This window comes from Sphingobium sp. FW305-3-2-15-F-TSA7, from assembly GCF_058787155.1.
In genome coordinates this window covers 1-19,508 of the sequence record NZ_JBYSZM010000045.1, presented here as the reverse complement: position 1 = coordinate 19,508, position 19,508 = coordinate 1, and the positions used below count along the sequence as shown (strand labels likewise).

Sequence of the window (19,508 nt, the reverse complement as noted above, 5' to 3'; positions counted from 1 at the left end):
CGCTCAGAGCGCCTGCGCCGCCTTCAGCACGTCTTCGGCATGGCCGGCGACTTTCACCTTGCGCCAGATACGGGCGATCCTGCCGTCCTTGCCGATCAGGAAGGTCGCGCGATCGATGCCCATATATTTCCGCCCGTACAGGCTCTTCTCGATCCAGGTGCCGAACGCCTCGCACACCGAATCGTCGACATCGCTCGCCAGCGTCACCTTCAGCCCATATTTGTCGATGAACTTGTTATGCTTGGCGGGCTTGTCCTTCGAAACGCCGACAACCGCCGCACCCGCGGCCGCGAAATCGTCGATCAGCGCGGTGAAGGCCTGTGCTTCGGTGGTGCAGCCCGGCGTATCGTCCTTGGGATAGAAATAGAGGACCAGCGGCTTGCCGCGCCATTCCGAAAGCGTCCGCGTCGCCCCATCGGTCATCGTCAGCGTCACATCGGGCGCCATATCGCCATCGTTCAGCATCATCGCATCTCCTCAGCCTCGGCAACCACATGTTGCCAGCATTGCCCGACAGTCTCGCGCGCCGCGCCATAGGCGGCCATCAGCGAGCCCCAATCCTCCATGCCGCAGGCGCGCGCCACCAGCCGCCGCGCTGTCTCCGATGGCTCATCGCAGCCGGGCGAGACCAGCCGCAGCGTGACGAGCATCCGCGTCAGCAGCAGTTGCGCCTCGGCCAGTCCCCCGGGCAGATAACCCGCCTCGGTCAGCACGGCGATCGCATGGTCGAGCCGCGTGTCGAGGCCCTGGCCATGGCGGAGTTGCGCGACATGGACGCAGAATTCGAGATCGACCAGTCCGCCGTCGATCAACTTCACGTCCAGCGGCCCGGCGGCCGGCTTGTGCTTCGCCATTTCCCCGCGCATCGAAACGGCATCCGCCAGCAATTTGGCGCCATCGCGCGCACTGGTCAGGACCGATCGAATGACATCCTCGATCGCCGTTCGCGCGACTATCGATCCGAAGACGGGCCGAGCGCGGGTGAGCGCCATATGCTCCCAGGTCCAGGCACTCTCGCGCTGATATTTGGCAAAGCCGGCAAGCGACACCGCCAGCGGCCCCTGCGCGCCCGAGGGCCGGAGTCGCGTATCGACCTCGTAAAGCGGCCCCGATGCGGTCGGCACCGACAATGCTGCGCTGATGCGCTGGCACAGCCGGTTGTAATATTGCACGGCACCCAGCGGTTTCGCGCCGATCGATTCCCCCGCATGATCGCCGGTGAAGACATAGACCAGGTCCAGATCGGAGGCATGGGTGAGCGCCCCGCCGCCCAGCCGGCCAAGCCCGATGATCACCAGCTCGCTGTCGGGCACCCTGCCATGCACGGTTTCGAATTCCGCAATGGTCGCGGCCGCCAGCGTTTCGATCGCGGCTTCGGCGACACGCGAATAGCCGTACCCGACCTCCACCGGATCGCCGGCGCCGGCGACGATCTGCGCGCCCAGCGCGAAACGGCGCTCATTGACCTTGCGCCGCACCGAATCGAGCAATTGCTGATAATCGGCACCGTATTCGCACCGGCCGAATTCGGCGGCCAGCCCCTCGACCGACGGCTGCGGTTCGAGCGCGGTCGCATCGATCAGCCCGTCGAGCAATTCGGGCCGCCGCCCGAGCAGATCGGCCAGCGTCGGGGCATGGCTCAATATCTCGCCGAGCAACCGCGCCAGCGCCGGCCGCGCACCGAGCAGTCGGAACAGGTTGATCGCGCTCGGCAGCCGCGCGATCATGTCGTCGAGCCGATTGAGCGCACCATTGGGATCCGGCGCGCCGCCAATGGCCGCGATCAGCGCCGGCAGCACATCCTCGAGCGCCGCGCGCGCGGCATCGGTACGCAGTGCGCGAAGCGACCCGTCGCGCCAACGCTCGATCCGCGCCAGTGCCGCTTTCGGATCGGCGAAACCGGCCGCTGCGAGTTGCCCGGTCAACCGGTCCGGATCGCGCGAGACCGTCGTTTCGGTATCCTCGGGCCCATCCAGGCCATCATAGATCCGCCCGACCGTTTCCACCGGTCCGTCGAGCAGGTCGATCAGCGCGGCGCCATCCGCCAGCCCGTGGAGCCGGGCGACGCCGTCGAGCGCCGCCGGATCGCGCGGCAGGCTATGCGTCTGTTGATCGTCGACCATCTGCAGCCGATGCTCGATCGTGCGATAGAGGCGATAGGAATGCGCGAGGACATCCTCGACATCCGGCTCGATCCGCCCGGCGGCGGCGAGCGCCGCCAAGGCATCGAGCGTGGCGGGTGCACGCAAGGCTTCGTCGCGCCCGCCATAGATCAGCTGATGGATCTGCGCGAAGAACTCGACCTCGCGAATGCCGCCGCGTCCGCGCTTGAGGTCATAGCCCGGCCCGAATTTCTGCCCTTGAGCATGATGGTCGCGAATCTGGCGCGAAATCCCCCTGATCTCCGCGATCGCGCCGTAATCCAGGCCACGCCGCCATACGAAGGGGCGGATCGCCGTCAGGAAGGACTCGCCCAGTCCGACATCCCCCGCCGCGGCGCGCGCACGGATGAACGCCGCGCGCTCCCATGGTCGCGCGCTCGATTCATAATGGGAAATGGCGGCATTGACGGGCAATGCGAGCGGGGTCGCTTCAGGTGACGGACGCAATCTGAGATCGACCCGAAACACATAGCCGTCACCATCGCGCGCCTGCAGCAATTCGACGACGCGGCGCGCGATCCGCACGGCCGCCTCGACCGGTTCCTCCCGCGCGCGACGCGGCAATGTCTCGGGATCGAAGATCAGGATGGGATCAATGTCGGAGGAGTAATTGAGCTCGCGGCTGCCATGCTTGCCGAGCGCAAGCGCCGCAAAGCCGCGTGACACCTCGCCCGGAGTTCGCTCCTCTATGGCCGCGGCGATTGCGCGATCGAGCGCACGATCCGCCAAGTCGGACAACGCGCGCGTCACCACTTCCATGCTCAGCAGGCCCGCAAGGTCCCCGATGGCGAGCACCAGCGCCAGCGCGGCCCGCTCGCGCCGCAATCCCGCCCCCACGCTCTCGGCATCGTCACCGCGTCGCATCGCCAAAGCCATCGCGCCATCGAGATCGCCGGCGGCCAGCAGGTCGGTCAGATCCGCGTCGCGCTCGATCGCATGGCGCAGAAATGGGGCATGGCCCGCGGCGCGCTGCAGCGCGTCCGCAATCGCTTCCTTCGGGTTCATGCGCGCGCTTTAGCTGGGTGGCAGGGCGAAAGACAATCGGCTGCGCAACCTTGCTGGCTAAACCGCGTTGTCCGCTTATGGAATCGCGTGCGCCCCCGACAAATGCAAGCCGTGTCCGACAGGGACTGGTGGATATCCCCAAGCCCACCGACGGCGTCGGCAATGCGCTGCGCGCCGCATTTCGCGGACGGCTGAATCATATGCCGCCCGATATCGCCGAGTTGCTGGAAAAATTGCGTTAGCGCCGGCGAACACGGCAAGCACATTGTCACCCCGAACTTGTTTCAGGGTCCATATCGAAATCGGCGTTATGGTGCAGGTCGCAGCATCGATGCCGAAACACCTTCGGTATCACTAGAGCGGATTTGGATATCGGCATCCAATATCCGGCGAAAGCTGGAACGGCGCGGGGGAGCGATATCTCACCGATCCCGGCTGAGTTCGTCCACCTGCCCCATGATCGTCTCGAGCGCGGTGCGTCCGGTCTCGGCTTCATACTCGCTACGCGGGCCGAGCGAATTGTCGGTCATGATCTGTTCGAGCGCAACGCGGCCACGTGCCACCCGGCTCTTGATCGTGCCCACCGCGACCCCGCAGATTTCCGCAGCTTCCTCATATGCGAAGCCGCCGGCGCCGACCAGGATCAGCGCTTCGCGTTGCGGCTGGGGCAGCATCAGCAGCGCACGCTGCATGTCGGCAAGCTCGACATGGCGATCCTGGCTCGCCGGTGCCGCCAGGATGCGGTCGGCGGCAAGATCGTCCCATTCGCCCTTGAAGCGCGCGCGGCGCATCTGCGACAGATAGAGATTGCGCAGGATGATGAAGGTCCAGGCGCGCATGTTGGTCCCGGCCAGGAAGCGCTTGCGCGCCGCCCACGCCTTCATCAACGTCTCCTGGACCAGATCGTCCGCAAGGTCGGCATTGCCCGACAATGAGCGGCCAAAGGCGCGCAGATGCGGGATAACCCGCGCCAGCTCGACCTTGAAATCCTCATCGCTCAGCGAGATGTGCTCGGCGGGGGGACCGTCCTCCCCGTCAAAGGCATCGGCATCGTCCTCTACGGCCTTCTGCCTGTTATCATTCGTCATTTGCCTACCCGCTCCGAAGCCGGTCGCCGGCCGCGGTCCGCCCGTGACTAGCATTGTGCTGCCCTCGCGGCCAACCGAAAACACCCTTCGACCTCAACGCACGAAGAGGATGAATGCGAAGATGATGATCACCGCGGTCAGCGAGATCGCCAGAATATAGCGCGTCATATGCGGCGTCGCGCCGGCCCGCGCCTTCTCAGTGGAAATATGCTGTTGTTCGTCGACCATGGCCCGCCCTTTCGCAGTGTCGCTCAAGTGCATGAACGTTGCGCGGCGCCCACAGTTCCGAATCCGGAACGGTGGGAACCCGGGCGGGCATTCAAGCCGGAACTGTCGCCGCGTCGAAGAACAGCGCCTGCGCGATCGCCGCCTTCACCGTCGAACGCTGGAAAGGCTTGGTGATCAGGAAGGTCGGCTCGGGCCGTTCACCGGTGAGCAACCGCTCCGGAAATGCGGTGATGAAGATGACCGGCACGCTGAATTCGGCGAGGATGTCCTTCACCGCGTCGATGCCGCTGCTGTCGTCGGCGAGCTGGATGTCGGCCAGCACCAGGCCGGGGCGCCGCGCCCGCGCCTGCGCCACCGCTTCGTCGCGCGTGACGGCAACGCCCGTCACGTCATGGCCGAGATCGCGGACGATCGTCTCGATATCCATCGCGATGATCGGCTCATCCTCGATGATGAGCACATCGGCACGCGTCTGCCGCTCGATCTCCGAAAGGGCCTCGCCGACCAGGGCCTCGATCTCGGCGGGTGTGGCTTCGATCAGATAGGCGGCATCCTCGTTGGAAAAACCCTCCATCGAGGTCAGCAGCAACGCCTGGCGCGAACGCGGCGTCACCGCGGCCAGCCTGGCCTGCGCGATCGCCTCCGGCATATCGGATCCGCGATCCTTGACCAGATCCGGCTCGTCCAGATTGGTCGAGCTCCAGATCGCCTGGAACGTTCGGTAGAGCCCGAGCCGGGGATCGACGTCGCGGGGAAATTGATCCGGGGCATCGACGATCGCCTCGAGCGCCGCGCGCACATAGGCATCGCCATGATTCTGGCTGCCGGTCAGCGCACGCGCGTAGCGGCGAAGAAAGGGAAGATGGGGCGCAAGCTGTTGTCCAAGCGACATCGATAGGAAGCTCCTCTAGGGACTGACCTTGTGATTTGACGGACAGGGCTTGGCAACCCCCGGCCCCCGAACGCAAAAAAACGACTCTTCCGCGTCGGTTGTGGAACTATCGAGGCGTTTTTTTGTTTCATGCGCGGGCCGTAAAATATACCGGTGCCCGACCGGCGCGCGCCGGATCGGCTTTTATGCCGCTATGACGGCATTTGTGTGTTGATCGAGATCTTCAGGGGGGAATGGATCACCGGTGGCGTCAGGAAAAAAAACAGAAAAAGTGGCTGTGGCTCGCGAGCCAACGAGCAAGGCAAAGTCGAAGGGCAAGACGTCTGGCGGCAAGAATCCTATCGTCGGCGAGGCACTACGCTCTATCTATCAGAAAACCATCGACGAATCGGTCCCCCAGGAAATGCTGGATCTGCTGGGCAAGCTCGGCTGATCGCATGTGTTCACGCTAGATCAGGATGAGGAGAAGCCCGGCCGCGTGCCAGGCCGGCTCCTCTTCATCAATCGTTCGACGGGCTTTCGCGTTTTCCTGATCCTCAGCCTGGCGCTGTTGCCGCTGGGCCTGATCGCTTTTCTCGCCACATTGCAGTCGAGCCGCACCGCAGATCTCGAGAAACGGGCGCAGATCCGGATCGCGCTGAACGAGAATGCGCGCCGACTCGCATCCTCCTGGGCCTCCGACGCTTCGCTCGCGCGCGCCACGATGCGCAGCGCGTCGACCGATCCCGACGATATAGACCGCTGCGCCCGCTTCACCGAAATCCTTGCCGCGCAATCCAGACGGATGCCGCAATTCGCATTATTCGAGACCGCATCCGCGCCCTGGTGTGCGTCGCCGGGCTTCACACCGGTCCGGCCGAGCATGCTTGGGTTCGATTCGGACGCCCCGCCCAGCTACGAACTGAGCACGGATGCGCTCGATATCGTGGTGCCGGTCTCCGGTGGGGTCGTCGGCGTATTGCGTTATTCCGACCAGACAATGGCCGCCGCTATCGCATCGGACTCGTCGCCCGTCCCATATGCGCTTTCGCTCACCAGCGAAGGCAAGACGCTTCCACTGATCGACGTGACGCCGAGCGCGGGCTTCGCCGGCTATGAGACGATGGCCACCCCCGTCGGCGCCACCGGTCTCAATGCCGAGATCACGACGCCGCGCACGCCGTTCAGCGCGGTCGAGATCCTGTCGATCATGCTCCCGCTGGTCATGTGGGCCGCGGCCGCACTCATCGGCTGGTTCGTGGTGAACAGGATGCTGATCCGTCCGCTACGCCAGCTCGAACGAACGGTATCGGGCTACAAGCCCGGCGAGATCATCGCCCCGCCGCGCGGCATGGAGACCTCGGCACAGGAACTCCGCCAACTCAGCGAAACCTTTCGCCACATCACCGAAATGATCTCCAGGCACGATGCGGAGCTTGCCGCGGGCCTTGCTCGCCAGACACGCCTGACCCGGGAGGTGCATCACCGGGTCAAGAACAACCTGCAGGTCGTCGCCAGCCTGATCAACCTCCACGCGCGGGGCCAGCTCCAGCCCGACGTGGTCCGCGCCTATGCCTCGATCCAACGCCGGGTGGACGCGCTCGCCGTCGTCCACCGCAATCATTATGCGGAACTGGAGGAGAATCGCGGCGTCAGCTTGCGCGCCCTGGTCGGCGAATTGGCGCAGAATATCCGCGGCTCGGTGCGGGAAGGCGACCCCGTCCCGCCGATCGGCGTCGATATCTGCCCCTGCTATACGAACCAGGACGTTGCCGTTTCCGTCGCGTTCCTGCTCACCGAGCTCATCGAACTCTCGCTGCTCACCGACCCTCGCGCGACGATCGTGATCAGGCTCGTCCCCGCCTCGGCGCATAATGCGCTTCTCTCGGTCACGTCTTCCGCACTGATCGAGACTCCCGATCTGGTCCTGCGCATGGAGAACCGCTTCGGTCGCGTGCTCGAAGGCTTGTCGCGACAGCTCCGTTCACCACTCGAACGCGACCGGGAAGGCGGAGAATTCTCGATCCAAATCACCGTCATTGGCGAGACGGCCGAGGAAACAGACTGATTTTTCTCGTCTTTTTTTGCTTCAAAAAAAAACGTCGAAAAATACGATTTTCCTGGAACCTTTGTTTTTCACGTCCGTTTTGAAGTTCGGATAGTGACCTTTTGCCCCCCCGCTCTCGCTATCCAAGACACGGGCCCGGACATGCCAACCCCCTCCCCCCCGGTGGCATGTCCGGGCCTAAATCGTCCAGAACACCCCGCACATCATATCGAACAATCCGGAATAGGCGATCGGACGGTCAGCCGTGCCGATCGTTGCGGAACCGAATCCGTCGTCTGCGCATTTTTACCAGCGCAGCATCGATACGATGCGCCCTCATCGGAGAAAGATCATGGTCCGCAAATATCTTGGCGCCGCCCTGCTGGTGGGCACGCTTCTCGTCAGCGCCTGCAACACCATCGAAGGCGCCGGCCGCGACGTGAAATCGGTTGGCAATACCGTCGAAAAAGCAGCGAAATAAGTCGATTTCGAACATCAAGGGCGCGCCGGGCCAGCCGGCCTGACGCGTCCCTTGCCTATTCGGAGTCCGCCGCCGCTGCCGCCTTCACCCGACGGCGTTCGGTAAACAGGATCGCAATCAGCGCCAATTCGTAAAGCAGCACCAGCGGGATGGCGAGCAGGAGCTGCGAGACAACGTCGGGCGGAGTCAGCACCGCCGAGATGGCAAAAGCGCCAACGATCGCATAGCGTCGACCGGAGGCGAGCTGCTGACGGGTGACGATGCCCGCACGCTCGAGCAGCATCAGCAGCACCGGCAGCAGGAATGCGACACCGAAGCCGAACAGGAATTTGGTGACGAAGCTCAGATAATTGCCGATCGCCGGCAATGCTTCCTGTTCCACGCCCCCGACATTGCCCTCGAAGCCGAGCAGGAAATGCAGCGCGACCGGCATCGCGAAATAATAGGCCAGCGCCGCGCCGCTCAGGAACAGCACCGGCGTCATAATCAGAAACGGCAGAAAGGCGCGCTTCTCGTTCGAATAGAGGCCCGGCGCCACGAACCGCCAGATCTGTGTCGCGATCACCGGAAACGACAGCATCAACGATGCGAACAGCGCCACTTTCAGATTCACGAAGAACGCTTCGAAAATGTCGGTGTAGATCAGCTTGCCCTGCCCTGCCTTGAGCAGCGGCTGGACCAGAAAGGCGAAGATCGGCTCGGCCAGATACAGGCAGACCGCAAAAGCGACACCCAGCGCCGCAACGCTCCACAGCAGACGGCGGCGCAGTTCGATCAGGTGATCGAGCAGCGGCATGCGGCTCTCGTCGATCTCCTTCATGGCTTGGAATCCGCAGGCGTGCCGCCCAGGCCGAGATCGAGCTGTCCGTTGGATTTCGGCGCTTCTGTCTGCTGGGGGGGCGTAGCCGATTCCACCGGCGGCGGCGCAGGCTCGTTTGGCGGCCCGATGGATGTTGTCGGCGGGATCGGTGCAGGCATGTCTGTCGCTGGTGTGTCGGAATCGGGCACTGCTTCGGCCTCTGCCGGCGCGGCAACGGGGGATTCAGGCTGGGTTTCGGGTGAAGGCTCGGGCGGATGCTCGCGCATGATGCGCTCATTCTCCGCCGCCCATTTCTTTTCCATCTCGTCCAGCTCGGCCTCGCGGACCATCGCGTCGAAGCCGGAGCGGAACTGGCGCGCCATCCCCCGCGCCCGGCCGACCCAATGGCCGACCACGCGCATCGCCTTGGGCAGGTCCTTGGGTCCGATCACCACCAGCGCGACGAGCGCGCAGAGCAGCAATTCGGTTGGGGCGATATCGAACATGGCGACTTTCTAAAGCATCGCGCGGAAAAGTGGGAACCGGTTTTCCGCGCCAAGCGATGCGATCACAAAAACCTGCAGCTAGGCGTGCGATTCACATTTCGCGCGGCTTGCTGCAGAGCCGGATCGGTTGAGGTGGAAGCGCGACCGCACCCCACCTCACAGCGCGGTCAGGCTCTTAAGTGATCTTCAGCATCAACGGCCCGGCTCAGGGCCGATCCTCGCTCACCGGGCGCGCATCACGCTCAGGCGCGGCATCAACGACGCGCGGCGTATCGATCCGCGACTGCGGCTTGGCTTCATCATCCTCCGCCATGCCCTTGCGGAAACTCTTGATGCCCTTGGCGACGTCGCCCATCAGGCTGGAAACGCGGCCGCTGCCGAACAGCAGGACGACCACAAGAAGCAACACGATCCAATGGATCGGGGACCCGAAACCCATGACAAATCTCCTCGATTCCGGCCCCCTTTACTCGCTCTCGTCGGTGCTTTCCAGCGCGCCTTGGGAAAGATCGAATTCAGCCATCGCCAGATCGATCGGATCGAGCAGTCCCGCCGCACGCAGATCGTCGATCCCGGGGAGGTCCCGGCGACTTTCGAGCCCGAAATGCGTGAGAAAGTCGGGGGTAGTCGCATAGATTAGCGGCCGCCCCGGCACTTCACGACGGCCGGCGGGGCGCACCCAACCTGCCTCCATCAATACGTCCAGCGTGCCCTTCGAGATCTGCACGCCGCGGATCGCCTCGATCTCCGCCCGGCTGACCGGCTCGTGATAGGCGATGATCGCCAGCGTCTCGATGCCGGCACGACTCAGCTTGCGCGGCTCTTCGCGTTCCCTTCGCAGGATATGGGCAAGATCGGGCGCGGTCTGGAAATGCCAGCGTCCGCCGCGCTCGACCAGTTCGATGCCGCGCCCGGCATAATCCTGGCGCAACGTCTCGAGCACCTGTTTGAGATCGGCGACATCGCCGACATGCGCGCGCAGTTCCGGGATGCCGAGCGGTTGATCCGCGGCGAACAGCGCGGCTTCGACCGCGCGCGCCAGATCGTCTGGCGGATTCATGATGGCGCCCGCAGATAGAGCGGCGCGAACGGTGCGGCCTGCTGCATCTCGACACGCCCCTGCCGCGCCAGTTCGAGTGCCGCGACGAAGCTCGAGGCAAGTGCCGAGCGCTGCATGCTGCCATCGAGTCCGTCGGGCAGGAAGCGGCCGATCTCGGTCCAGTCGATCGTCTCGCCGATCAGCCGTTCGACGCGCTGCAACGCTTCATCGAGCGTCATCACCGCGCGGCGCGCGACATGGTGATAGACGGGCGCCGTGCGCGCCTTCACCGCACCATAGGCGGAAATCAGTTCGTAAAGCTCGGCTTGCCACAGGCTCTTGCGGATCGCGCGCAACCCCTCCGGCGCGCCGCGCGGAAAGACGTCACGGCCCAGCCGGTCGCGGCCCACCAGCCGGGCGCCGGCGTCACGCATCGCGTGGAGCCGCTGGAGACGAAGCTGGAGCCGCAACGCCAGTTCCTCGGGCGACGGATCGGCCTCCACATCGCGCGGCAGCAACAGGCAGGATTTGAGATAGGCGAGCCACGCCGCCATCACGAGATAATCGGCGGCGATCTCCAGCTTGAGCGCCTTCGCCTCGCTCAGGAACGTCAGATATTGCTCGACGAGCGCGAGGATCGAGATTTCGCGCAGGTCGACCTTCTGGACGCGCGCGAGCGACAGCAGCAGATCGAGCGGCCCCTCCCAGCTGTCCAGCGTCAGGGTGAGCGTGTCGGCGCTCGCATGCGGCGCCTCTTCGAAAAGATCCTCGTACGGATTCATCGCCGGAGAGTAACCGCGAGAGTCCGGCAAAGTCGACTCCCCCGCCCGCCGACGGGCGAGGATTCACGCATAGGCCAGCAATGCGTCCCGTTTCTCGACCAGGGTCGCGAAATCGCCCATGGGCGCGTCGCCCGCGATTGTCGCCATTGCACGTTCGAGCCGCGCAAGCGACGCCGCCGGCATATCGCCGAGCGCCTCGACGATCGCGGCCATCTCGTCGAACCGCCCCCAGCAGTCGAGCGCCGCGTCGCACCCGGCCGCCACCACTGCCGCCGCTTTCTCGGACGCGCTGCCCTTCAGCGCCTTCATGTCGATATCGTCGGACATCAGGAAACCGTCGAAGCCGATCCGCCCGCGGATGATCTCGCTGATGACATGGGGCGACATCGACGCGGGCTGCTCCGCATCCCAGGCGGTATAGACGACATGGGCGGTCATCCCCATCGGCGCCGATTTCAGCGACACGAACGGCGCCAGATCGGTCTCCAAAGCTTCCGCCTCGGCATCGACCACGGGCAATTCGAGATGGCTGTCCACCACGGCGCGACCATGGCCCGGCATATGCTTGACCACGCCGACACAACCACCGCGCCGCAATCCATCGAGCACCGCGCAGCCGAGTGCCGCCACCCGCATCGGATCGCTGCCGAACGCCCGGTCGCCGATGATGTCGTGTGCGCCCGGCTGGCGGACATCGAGCAGCGGCAGGCAATCGACGGTGATCCCCGATTCACGCAGCACGATCGCCAGCGCCTCGGCATTGGCGCGCGCCGCCTCGATCGCCGATGCGGGCGCAACATCATAGAGCGCACCGAACGGCGCGCCGGCGGCCGGGAATGCGGGCCAGACCGGCGGCTGCATCCGCGCAACACGCCCACCCTCCTGGTCGATCAGGATCGGCAGCGCCGCGCGTCCGTCGAGCGTGCGCAGATCGTCGGTCAGCCGGCGGAGCTGATCGCGGTCGGCGATATTGCGCTTGAACAGGATATAGCCGGCGGGCCGGGCAGCGGCGAACAGCGCGCGCTCGTCCGCGCTCAGCGTCTCGCCGGCAAGACCGAAGATGACCGGCTTCATCGATTCGCTCAGTTCGTCGCGATGATGCAGTTCTCGCCGGCGACCTTGAGCTTGCCGCACAGCGAAGAAGCCTGGCCGGCAGAGCCGGCATCGACGCGCAGGCGATAGAAAGTGTTGTCCCCCACCTTCACCGGCGTGATCGTCTTCGCGAGCGGCGCCAGAAAGGCGAAACGCTTGCTCATGGCCGTCCAGCTCTGATTGGCGATCGCCTCGCTGCCATATGCGCCGAGCTGGATCGTCGACCCGGCGGGGCCCGCCACGGGCTTCGGCGCAGGCGCGGGCTTTGCCGCGGGCGCCGGCATCTTGCCGCCGTTCGCCACCTTGACGGTCGCTGCGGGACCGCCCGCCACGGGGCGCTCGACCGCAGGCTTGGCGGGCGCACGACCGCCAGCCACCGGTGCCTCGGGGACCGCGCTGGTGTCGATCTTGCCCGTCGCTTCGGCGCCTTCGCTGGTCGCGAAGGACGAATCGCCTTCGCCTTCCACCTTCATTCCGCCCGGCTGGTCCGGCTTCACCTTGTAATCGCCTTCGGCGGCGGCGATCAGCGTGCCGTCACCATCGGGCTGGGCGTTGCGATCCTTGATCCACCAGACGCCCGCAATGACGACGCCGAGCGCGACGAGCGCACCGATCACACCACCCGCCAGCTTCGCCGGGGAAATGCCTTCATCCTCGTCGGCATCCTCGACGGCTTCGAGCCAGGGCAGGCGATCCTCCTCGGAAAGCTGCAAGCCTTCGCGGTCGGTGTCGGTCATCACTGCATCTCCTCGACGGCCTTAACGCCCATGATGGCGAGACCATTGCGGACAATCTGCCCGATCGCATTGGCTAAGAAAAGCCTCGCAGATGTGGTTTCCGGATCGTCCACCAACAGGAAGCGCCGATCCGGCCGATCATTGCCCATATTCCAGAGCGCATGGAAAGATGCAGCCAGATCAAAGAGATAGAATGCGATCCGATGCGGTTCGCGGGCCAGCGCCGCGGCCTCGACGATGCGCGGGAACTGCGCCGCGAGCTTCACCACAGTCAGCTCGTCCGTATCAAGGCGGGACAGGTCGGCGACGCCGATCGCGATGCCGGCCTCCTCGGCCTTGCGATTCACCGAACGAATCCGGGCATGGGCATATTGGACGTAGAAGACCGGATTGTCCTTCGACGCCTCGACCACCTTGGCGAAATCGAAGTCCATCTGCGCATCGGCCTTGCGGGTGAGCATGGTGAAGCGGACCACATCCTTGCCCACTTCGCCGACCATATCGGCAAGCGTCACGAAATTGCCCGAGCGCTTGGACATCTTCACCGGTTCGCCCGCGCGCAACAGCCGCACCATCTGGACCAGCTTGACGTCGAACCGCGTCTTGCCTTCGGTCAGCGCCGCGACGGCGGCCTGGATGCGCTTCACCGTGCCGGCATGGTCGGCGCCCCAGATGTCGATGAGCTGATCGGCCGTTTGCGCCTTCTGGAAATGATAAGCGAGATCGGCCCCGAAATAGGTCCATTGCCCGTTCGATTTCTTGATCGGCCGATCCTGATCGTCGCCGAAGCGCGTCGAGCGGAACAGCGGCAGTTCGACCGGTTCCCAATCCTCGGGCGTTTCGCCCTTGGGTGCCTCGAGCACGCCGTCATAGACCAGGTCGCGTGCGCGCAACCATGCCTCGGCCGCCTCGGGCTTGCCCGCCGCCTGGAGTGCTGCCTCCGACGAGAACAGGTCGTGGTGGATGCCGAGCAGCGCCAGATCGGCGCGGATCATCTCCAGCATCGCATCGACGGCGCGCTCGCGGAACAGCGCCAGCCACTCGCTTTCGGGCGCATCGGCATAGGTCGGGCCGAATTCCTGCGCCAGCCGCTCACCGACGGGAATCAGATAGTCGCCCGGATAGAGCCCCTCGGGGATCTCGCCGATCTCGATGCCCAGCACTTCGCAGTAACGCAGATGCGCCGAGCGGGCGAGCACGTCCACCTGCCCGCCGGCATCGTTGACATAATATTCGCGGATCACCCGGTGGCCGGCATATTGCAGCAGCGTCGCCAGCGCATCGCCGACAACGGCGCCGCGACAATGGCCCATATGCATGGGACCGGTGGGATTGGCCGAGACATATTCGACATTGACGGTGACGCCAGCGCCCATCGTGGAACGACCATAATCGTCGCCAGCCGCCGCGATCGCCTGAAGCTCGTCGCGCCACACGGCATCGTGCAGGCGCAGATTGATGAAGCCCGGTCCGGCGATCTCCGCCGATGCCACTTCGTCGATCGCACCCAGCCCCGCCGCGATCTTCTCCGCCAGCGCGCGCGGATTCGTCCCTGCCGGCTTGGCAAGCACCATCGCGGCGTTGGTCGCCAGATCGCCATGGGAGGGATCGCGCGGCGGCTCGACCGTCACGGCGCGTCGCTCCAGCCCCTGCGGAAGATCCCCGGCGGCAGTGAGCGTGTCGAGCACCGCATCGATATGCGCGGCGAAACGGGCGTAAAGTGTCACAGATCAACCTTTGGTTGCGGCAAGCGTGCGCCCATAGCGGAGTTCACCGTCGGGCGTCCATCCTTGCGCCCGATCGACGCGGCGCAGACATGCGTGGAACGCAATCGCCCAGGCGTCATTTGCGATCGGGAATCGCGCCATTGCCCTGCATGATCCGCCACAGAACAGAACGGGGTGCTGATCGGCCTTCAACATGGAGGACGACAAATGACGAAGTTCGTGACCGCTGCCATCGCCGCATTCGCCCTTGCCGTGCCCGCCGTCGCGCTGGCCCAGCCCGAACAGACGCGCTTCGAACATGACGGCTTTACCTATGTGTTCACCGCGCGCGACGCGGGCAAGGCCAAGATCATCGCGGGCAAGCGCTATCCCGGCGCCGACTCGTTCCGCCTCATCGTCAGCAATGGCCGTGTCCGCGGCACCAGCGCAGGCAAGACCGTCGAGTTCCGCCTGAGCGAAGTCGAGCGCATCGACAACGCCACAACGTTGGCTTCGCGCTGAATCCAGATGGGCGGGCCGGCGGAGCGCTATGCCCTCGCCAGCCCGTCCACCGGCTTCAGGCCCGCAATGGTGGGATAGAGAGACCGCGCGACGCGGATCGGCTCAAGTCCGTAGTGACTGGCCAGCGCACCAGCCACGAACCCTTCGATCTGGCCGGTCGGGCGAAGGTCGCGTGCTTCGTAAAGTGCGCCCGCATGCAGGCCGGGCCAGTCGGCGACCACATGGCCGCCCTTGACCGCACCGCCGAACAGCATTGCCGCAGCCCCCGTACCGTGATCGGTCCCGCCCGTGCCGTTAGCCGCCACGGTGCGGCCGAACTCGGTGGCCACGAGGACCATGGTTTTCGTCCAGACCGGCCCCAATCCGGCCTTCAACGCGGCGACCATGGCGTCGAGCCCCCCAAGCTGAAGCGCCAGCCGCGCATTCTGGCCGCTATGCGTGTCCCAGCCGCCGGTTTCGATCATGACGAGCCGTGCGCCATCGGCCGGCACCATCAGCCGAGCGGCGAGCGCGCCGGTCGCGCGGCCGGCACGGCCCTTCTCACCGGCAAGATCGCCAGCCAGCATCCGCGTCTGCATCGCGCTCTGCCATAGCGCATGGAATTTGGCATCCCCCTTATAGAGCGCACCGACACGCATCAGCAGATCCTCTGACGCACTCGGCAATGCCGAAGGCGCGTAGCTCGCCACTTCGATGGGACCGCGCAAAGCCATTGGCACCGCCTGTGCGATCGCCAGTGCCTTTCCCTCTCCGTCGGGCAGCATCGCCGCCAGCCGGTTCATCCACCCCGTCTTCTCGGCATAGGCGGAGCGACCACCGGTCTCGAGAATATTCTGTCCGTCGAAATGCGATCGGTCACGATAGCCGGATGCAAGCGCATGGCCGAACAGTGCCTCGCCTGCAGCATAGAGGCTGGCGGTTTCGGCAAGCGCCGGATGCAGCGAGAATGTCGAGTCGAGTTTCGCCGCTCCGCCCAGCTCGGCCAATACACCGCGCGCGGCGGCATAAGCCGGATCACCGACTGGCGCCACCATCGCCAGCCCATCGGCGGCCCCGCGCTGGATGATGAAGACGAAACGCTGGTCGGTCGCTGCGCTTGCAAAGGCGATTCGCGGTGCGAATGCGAACATGCCCGCACAAAATGCCGCCGATCCGATCAATCTACGCCGGTCGATCATTGCTATCTCCGAAGGAATTCCGGTGCGACGAGCAAAAGCGCGAGGCCCTGGCCCGGACTGTCGGCCCGGGCAATCGCCTGGGCCGTCGATGGACTCAGCGTTCCCGGCAGCAGGCGGCTTGCGAGCGCCCGCGGATCTCCCGCCTCCCCCGCACGGCGCGCCAACCGCTCGGCGACCTCGACCCGGCGCAGAAGCGCGTCGGGGCCCAGCCAGCTTGCTGCCACGTCCTCCCAACCCGCGGGTGAGCCAGGCCGCCAGACCGGCTGGCCGAGTTGCTGCATCATCGCCATTGCCACCTTGTCATCGATGGTCTGCGCACCCAACGCGCGCAACGCCGAGACGCCCCAGTCCCATGGCGTCTTGAACTTGGCGGCGTCCGGCGCCCAGCTTTCCGGTGCATCGATCAGTGCGGCGTAGAGAGTCGGCAGATCGCCGCGCGAGGAGGTGAACGCCGCGGCCAAGCGCGCGACGAGCGCCGGCGGCGGATCGTCCGTGACGAAATGGCGGGCAAGCTTCGTTGCGATATGCCGCGCCGTCGCCGGATGGACCGCCAGATCCTCCAGAACGGCGCGCGCCTGCCCCTCGCCCTGCTGCGCATATTGCCTGCCCATGATCGTCCGCACGCCCGGCTCGTGCAGTCGGTCAGCAAAGACGAACATACCTGGCTCCCCGATCAGGTCGGCCAGGCGTGCGGCGGGACCACGCGTGAGTCCCGCCACCGTCCAGCCGGTCAGCGCCCGCGCGAACTCGGTCACGTCCTGTTGCAGATATCCGGTGCGGACCCCCAGCGTGTGCAGTTCCAGTATCTCGCGCGCCAAATTCTCGTTCAGACCGACCTGTCGGCCACCGCGCGCCGAAACCTGACTGCCCAGCATCGATGCCGCACCGATCGACTGCGCCTGATCGAGATAAAGCAGCATTGCCGGGTGCTGTTCGACCGCAAGCAGCATATCGGCGAAGCTGCCGAGCAGATTGGGCCGGATCGCCTCGAATTCGAGCAGACCGGCCAGGCCGGTCGTCGCCAGCCTGTCGACCGACACCGCGAAATGATTGGCCCAGAAATGCACCAGCCGCTCGGCGAACGGAGTCTGGCTGACCAATGCCGCGCGCATGCGCGCGCCGACTTCAACCATATACTGGCTGCGCGCCGCCTGCCGGACATGTTGCCGCGTCTGTTTCTCGACGCCGGCCATGGGTTTCGCCGTCATGTCCGTCATAGGCTTCGGTGCAGGCTCCTGCCTGCTCATGCCACGCGCGCGAATTTCCTGCAGATAGTTGGCAAAGGCCGAAGCGACATCCCCGCGTGTCGGGATATCCGCCAATGCGACGGGACGTGGCTCGAAACGCCGAAGCTGGTTCCTGAGCCAGGCCCTCGGATCGACCGGAGACTCATCGTCCGGCCGAACACCGAGCCCGAAACGGTTCTGGGCGATCGCATATTCCATCATTGCCTCGTCGAACGATCGGCGACCGCATGAGTCTACGCCCGCGTGACCTCAAAAGTTTGTCAGAACGCGATTTCGTCGCGTTTCAGAAACCGTCCGGCATATCCATCGGGCCGACGACCTCGCGATAGCGCTTGATCGCGTAACGGTCCGTCATTCCGGCCACGAAATCGGCGATGTGGCGGCTGCGTCCAGGCTCTTCGGCCGGCAGGGTCGCCAGCCATTCCGCCGGCATATGCGTGGGATCGTCCCGATAGGCCGCGAACAGGCCGGAAACGACGTGACGCGCCGCCGACGCCGCGGCGAGCTGGCTCGGATGATGATAGAGATTGGCGTACATGAAGCGCTTCAGCGCACGCTCGCCGTCGCGCATGCCGATCGAAAAGCCGACCAGCGCGCGTCCGGCGGCGCGGACGTCATCGACGCTCGTCACGCCGGATTCGGCGATCCGTCGCTGCGTTTCGGCGATCAGGTCGTTCACCATCCGCCCGATCTGCACGCGCACCAGTTCGGCGCGCAGCCGATCCGGGGGGCATCCTTCGCAACGCGCGGTCACCTCGGCCCAGCCTTCGGCAATCAACGGCACCGCGAGCAACTGGTCGATATCGAGCAGACCGGCGCGTACGCCGTCGTCGATGTCGTGATTGTCATAGGCGATGTCGTCGGCGAGTGCCGCGACCTGCGCCTCGAGCGACGGCCAACGATCAAGATCGAGCGGGAATTCGGCGTCCGCCGCACGCATCGCCCAGCCCGGCGTCCGGATCGGACCATTATGCTTGGCGAGCCCTTCCAGCGTCTCCCAGGTCAGGTTCAGCCCGTCCCAGCGCGGATAAGGCGTCTCCAGCCGCATCAGGGTGCGCAGCGTATGGGCATTGTGATCGAAGCCGCCCTGCGCCAGCGTCGCGGCCTTCAGCGCATCCTCGCCGGCATGACCGAATGGCGGATGGCCGATATCGTGCGCCAGGCACAGCGCCTCGGTCAGATCCTCGTTGAGGCCGAGCGAGCGCGCGATCGTTCGCCCGATCTGCGCGACTTCGAGGCTGTGCGTCAACCGAACGCGGAAATGATCGCCATCGGGCGCCAGGAACACCTGGGTCTTGTGGCGCAGCCGACGAAAGGCGATCGAATGGATGATCCGGTCGCGGTCGCGCTGGAACGCGTCACGCGGGCCACGCGCGGCGCCATCCGCCTCGCGGTGCATCCGCCCCCGGCTCGCTGCGGGCGTGGCGGCATAGGGCGCGAGGACGCTCATCCGCGGTGCCTCATCGTCCGCCGAGCTTTTCGATCTCCGTGCCGGCCGGGCTCGTCCAGGCGAATCCGGTGATGCCCGCCTTCTTCAGGAACTCATCCGCCTTTTTCGCGGTCGGAAACGGTCCGACGAGCAAGCGACGCGTCGCCTTGAATGGGACGCTCCAGCCGGTCATGCCCTTGAACGCGGCCGGCGCCTTCTTGACCAGCTTGCCATAGTCGGTGACGAGCGCGCCCTTGCTCGCGCCGGTCGCGATCTGCGCCCAGATCCGCTCGGGATGAAGTTTTTTGGGATCCGGCTTCGCCGCGGCCTTCTTTTCGGCGGCTTTCCTGTCGGCTTCCTTCCTGTCGGCCGCTTTCTTGTCCGCGGCTTTCTTGTCGGCCGCCTTCTTTTCGAGAGCGGCCTTTCTGTCGTCGGGCTTCTCGTCCGCGACCTTCGCCGCGACGGTCGCGGTTGCAGCCGGCTTGCGCTCCGCAGGAACGGGCAACGGAACCGCCTCGGCCTGTTCGAGCTCCAGTCCCTGCACGATCGAGGCCAGCGAACGCTCAAGCGGGGTGGGCGACGATGAGGG

At 65.3% G+C, this 19,508-nt stretch carries 20 protein-coding genes and 1 pseudogene; 4 read left to right on the top strand and 17 right to left on the bottom strand.

What is annotated here, in order from left to right; all coding sequences use genetic code 11:
• Positions 1-3: 3 nt before the first annotated feature.
• The 5 genes from AC3WN8_RS26810 to AC3WN8_RS26790 all read right to left on the bottom strand — a co-directional run bounded on the left by AC3WN8_RS26810 (position 4) and on the right by AC3WN8_RS26790 (position 5,375).
• A complete protein-coding gene (locus AC3WN8_RS26810; protein ID WP_492672605.1) occupies positions 4-465 on the bottom strand; it encodes a peroxiredoxin in 462 nt (153 codons plus the stop codon).
• Positions 465-3,167, bottom strand: coding sequence for a bifunctional [glutamine synthetase] adenylyltransferase/[glutamine synthetase]-adenylyl-L-tyrosine phosphorylase (locus AC3WN8_RS26805; RefSeq protein ID WP_492672570.1), 2,703 nt, complete (start codon positions 3,165-3,167; stop codon positions 465-467). Before AC3WN8_RS26805 ends, AC3WN8_RS26810 begins: the two co-directional genes overlap by 1 nt.
• Before the next feature lie 422 nt (positions 3,168-3,589).
• Positions 3,590-4,255, bottom strand: coding sequence for a sigma-70 family RNA polymerase sigma factor (locus tag AC3WN8_RS26800; RefSeq protein WP_492672569.1), 666 nt, complete (start codon positions 4,253-4,255; stop codon positions 3,590-3,592).
• 93 nt (positions 4,256-4,348) lie between these two features.
• Positions 4,349-4,483, bottom strand: coding sequence for a hypothetical protein (locus AC3WN8_RS26795; protein ID WP_492672568.1), 135 nt, complete (start codon positions 4,481-4,483; stop codon positions 4,349-4,351).
• Positions 4,484-4,574: 91 nt separating this feature from the next.
• A complete protein-coding gene (locus AC3WN8_RS26790) occupies positions 4,575-5,375 on the bottom strand; it encodes a response regulator (protein WP_492672567.1) in 801 nt (266 codons plus the stop codon).
• Between the two features lie 244 nt (positions 5,376-5,619).
• Between AC3WN8_RS26790 and AC3WN8_RS26785 the strand changes: the two genes are divergently transcribed.
• The 3 genes from AC3WN8_RS26785 (at position 5,620) to AC3WN8_RS26775 (ending at position 7,882) form a co-directional block, all read left to right on the top strand.
• Positions 5,620-5,808, top strand: coding sequence for a NepR family anti-sigma factor (locus AC3WN8_RS26785; protein WP_492672566.1), 189 nt, complete (start codon positions 5,620-5,622; stop codon positions 5,806-5,808).
• 45 nt (positions 5,809-5,853) lie between these two features.
• Positions 5,854-7,422: a sensor histidine kinase gene (locus AC3WN8_RS26780; RefSeq protein ID WP_492672565.1), complete on the top strand. Its 1,569-nt coding sequence runs from the start codon at positions 5,854-5,856 to the stop codon at positions 7,420-7,422.
• Positions 7,423-7,753: 331 nt separating this feature from the next.
• Positions 7,754-7,882 carry an entericidin A/B family lipoprotein gene (locus AC3WN8_RS26775; RefSeq protein WP_492672564.1) on the top strand — a complete coding sequence of 43 codons (129 nt, stop codon included), beginning with the start codon at positions 7,754-7,756 and terminating at the stop codon, positions 7,880-7,882.
• A gap of 55 nt (positions 7,883-7,937) precedes the next feature.
• Here the strand turns inward: AC3WN8_RS26775 and tatC are convergent, their stop codons facing one another.
• The 8 genes from tatC to argS all read right to left on the bottom strand — a co-directional run bounded on the left by tatC (position 7,938) and on the right by argS (position 14,564).
• A complete protein-coding gene (gene tatC, locus AC3WN8_RS26770; protein WP_492672563.1) occupies positions 7,938-8,702 on the bottom strand; it encodes a twin-arginine translocase subunit TatC in 765 nt (254 codons plus the stop codon).
• The gene (tatB, locus tag AC3WN8_RS26765) at positions 8,699-9,187 is read right to left on the bottom strand and encodes a Sec-independent protein translocase protein TatB (protein WP_492672562.1); all 489 of its coding nucleotides are present in this window, start codon (positions 9,185-9,187) and stop codon (positions 8,699-8,701) included. The genes tatC and tatB overlap by 4 nt, the downstream gene beginning before the upstream one ends.
• A 205-nt stretch (positions 9,188-9,392) precedes the next feature.
• Entirely contained in the window at positions 9,393-9,626 is a 234-nt protein-coding gene (locus AC3WN8_RS26760) for a twin-arginine translocase TatA/TatE family subunit (protein ID WP_222993166.1), read from the bottom strand.
• Positions 9,627-9,653: 27 nt separating this feature from the next.
• A complete protein-coding gene (scpB, locus tag AC3WN8_RS26755; RefSeq protein ID WP_492672561.1) occupies positions 9,654-10,247 on the bottom strand; it encodes an SMC-Scp complex subunit ScpB in 594 nt (197 codons plus the stop codon).
• Positions 10,244-11,008 carry a segregation and condensation protein A gene (locus AC3WN8_RS26750; RefSeq protein ID WP_492672560.1) on the bottom strand — a complete coding sequence of 255 codons (765 nt, stop codon included), beginning with the start codon at positions 11,006-11,008 and terminating at the stop codon, positions 10,244-10,246. Before AC3WN8_RS26750 ends, scpB begins: the two co-directional genes overlap by 4 nt.
• A gap of 63 nt (positions 11,009-11,071) precedes the next feature.
• Complete coding sequence (gene nagZ / locus AC3WN8_RS26745) at positions 11,072-12,082, bottom strand: beta-N-acetylhexosaminidase (RefSeq protein WP_492672559.1); 1,011 nt, start codon at positions 12,080-12,082, stop codon at positions 11,072-11,074.
• 8 nt (positions 12,083-12,090) lie between these two features.
• A complete protein-coding gene (locus tag AC3WN8_RS26740; protein ID WP_492672558.1) occupies positions 12,091-12,837 on the bottom strand; it encodes an SPOR domain-containing protein in 747 nt (248 codons plus the stop codon).
• Complete coding sequence (argS, locus tag AC3WN8_RS26735) at positions 12,837-14,564, bottom strand: arginine--tRNA ligase (RefSeq protein WP_492672557.1); 1,728 nt, start codon at positions 14,562-14,564, stop codon at positions 12,837-12,839. The genes AC3WN8_RS26740 and argS overlap by 1 nt, the downstream gene beginning before the upstream one ends.
• A gap of 207 nt (positions 14,565-14,771) precedes the next feature.
• Between argS and AC3WN8_RS26730 the strand changes: the two genes are divergently transcribed.
• Positions 14,772-15,065 carry a hypothetical protein gene (locus AC3WN8_RS26730; protein ID WP_492672556.1) on the top strand — a complete coding sequence of 98 codons (294 nt, stop codon included), beginning with the start codon at positions 14,772-14,774 and terminating at the stop codon, positions 15,063-15,065.
• Between the two features lie 26 nt (positions 15,066-15,091).
• Here AC3WN8_RS26730 and AC3WN8_RS26725 read toward each other — a convergent pair whose 3' ends face one another.
• The 4 genes and pseudogenes from AC3WN8_RS26725 to AC3WN8_RS26710 all read right to left on the bottom strand — a co-directional run.
• Entirely contained in the window at positions 15,092-16,243 is a 1,152-nt protein-coding gene (locus AC3WN8_RS26725; RefSeq protein WP_492672555.1) for a DUF1501 domain-containing protein, read from the bottom strand.
• 2 nt (positions 16,244-16,245) lie between these two features.
• Positions 16,246-17,688 carry a DUF1800 domain-containing protein gene (locus tag AC3WN8_RS26720; RefSeq protein WP_492672554.1) on the bottom strand — a complete coding sequence of 481 codons (1,443 nt, stop codon included), beginning with the start codon at positions 17,686-17,688 and terminating at the stop codon, positions 16,246-16,248.
• Positions 17,689-17,773: 85 nt separating this feature from the next.
• Complete coding sequence (locus AC3WN8_RS26715) at positions 17,774-18,940, bottom strand: deoxyguanosinetriphosphate triphosphohydrolase (protein ID WP_492672553.1); 1,167 nt, start codon at positions 18,938-18,940, stop codon at positions 17,774-17,776.
• Positions 18,941-18,950: 10 nt separating this feature from the next.
• Positions 18,951-19,508 (bottom strand): annotated as a pseudogene (locus AC3WN8_RS26710) (SPOR domain-containing protein); the annotation flags it as partial.

Excerpts from the sequence above, each read along its gene's own strand:
- AC3WN8_RS26810 (WP_492672605.1), bottom strand. The coding sequence starts at position 465 with ATGCTGAACGATGGCGATATGGCGCCCGATGTGACGCTGACGATGACC.
- AC3WN8_RS26805 (WP_492672570.1), bottom strand. The coding sequence starts at position 3,167 with ATGAACCCGAAGGAAGCGATTGCGGACGCGCTGCAGCGCGCCGCGGGC.
- AC3WN8_RS26800 (WP_492672569.1), bottom strand. The coding sequence starts at position 4,255 with ATGACGAATGATAACAGGCAGAAGGCCGTAGAGGACGATGCCGATGCC.
- AC3WN8_RS26795 (WP_492672568.1), bottom strand. The coding sequence starts at position 4,483 with ATGGTCGACGAACAACAGCATATTTCCACTGAGAAGGCGCGGGCCGGC.
- AC3WN8_RS26790 (WP_492672567.1), bottom strand. The coding sequence starts at position 5,375 with ATGTCGCTTGGACAACAGCTTGCGCCCCATCTTCCCTTTCTTCGCCGC.
- AC3WN8_RS26775 (WP_492672564.1), top strand. The coding sequence starts at position 7,754 with ATGGTCCGCAAATATCTTGGCGCCGCCCTGCTGGTGGGCACGCTTCTC.
- tatC (WP_492672563.1), bottom strand. The coding sequence starts at position 8,702 with ATGAAGGAGATCGACGAGAGCCGCATGCCGCTGCTCGATCACCTGATC.
- tatB (WP_492672562.1), bottom strand. The coding sequence starts at position 9,187 with ATGTTCGATATCGCCCCAACCGAATTGCTGCTCTGCGCGCTCGTCGCG.
- AC3WN8_RS26760 (WP_222993166.1), bottom strand. The coding sequence starts at position 9,626 with ATGGGTTTCGGGTCCCCGATCCATTGGATCGTGTTGCTTCTTGTGGTC.
- scpB (WP_492672561.1), bottom strand. The coding sequence starts at position 10,247 with ATGAATCCGCCAGACGATCTGGCGCGCGCGGTCGAAGCCGCGCTGTTC.
- AC3WN8_RS26750 (WP_492672560.1), bottom strand. The coding sequence starts at position 11,008 with ATGAATCCGTACGAGGATCTTTTCGAAGAGGCGCCGCATGCGAGCGCC.
- nagZ (WP_492672559.1), bottom strand. The coding sequence starts at position 12,082 with ATGAAGCCGGTCATCTTCGGTCTTGCCGGCGAGACGCTGAGCGCGGAC.
- AC3WN8_RS26740 (WP_492672558.1), bottom strand. The coding sequence starts at position 12,837 with ATGACCGACACCGACCGCGAAGGCTTGCAGCTTTCCGAGGAGGATCGC.
- AC3WN8_RS26730 (WP_492672556.1), top strand. The coding sequence starts at position 14,772 with ATGACGAAGTTCGTGACCGCTGCCATCGCCGCATTCGCCCTTGCCGTG.
- AC3WN8_RS26725 (WP_492672555.1), bottom strand. The coding sequence starts at position 16,243 with ATGATCGACCGGCGTAGATTGATCGGATCGGCGGCATTTTGTGCGGGC.
- AC3WN8_RS26720 (WP_492672554.1), bottom strand. The coding sequence starts at position 17,688 with ATGGAATATGCGATCGCCCAGAACCGTTTCGGGCTCGGTGTTCGGCCG.
- AC3WN8_RS26715 (WP_492672553.1), bottom strand. The coding sequence starts at position 18,940 with ATGAGCGTCCTCGCGCCCTATGCCGCCACGCCCGCAGCGAGCCGGGGG.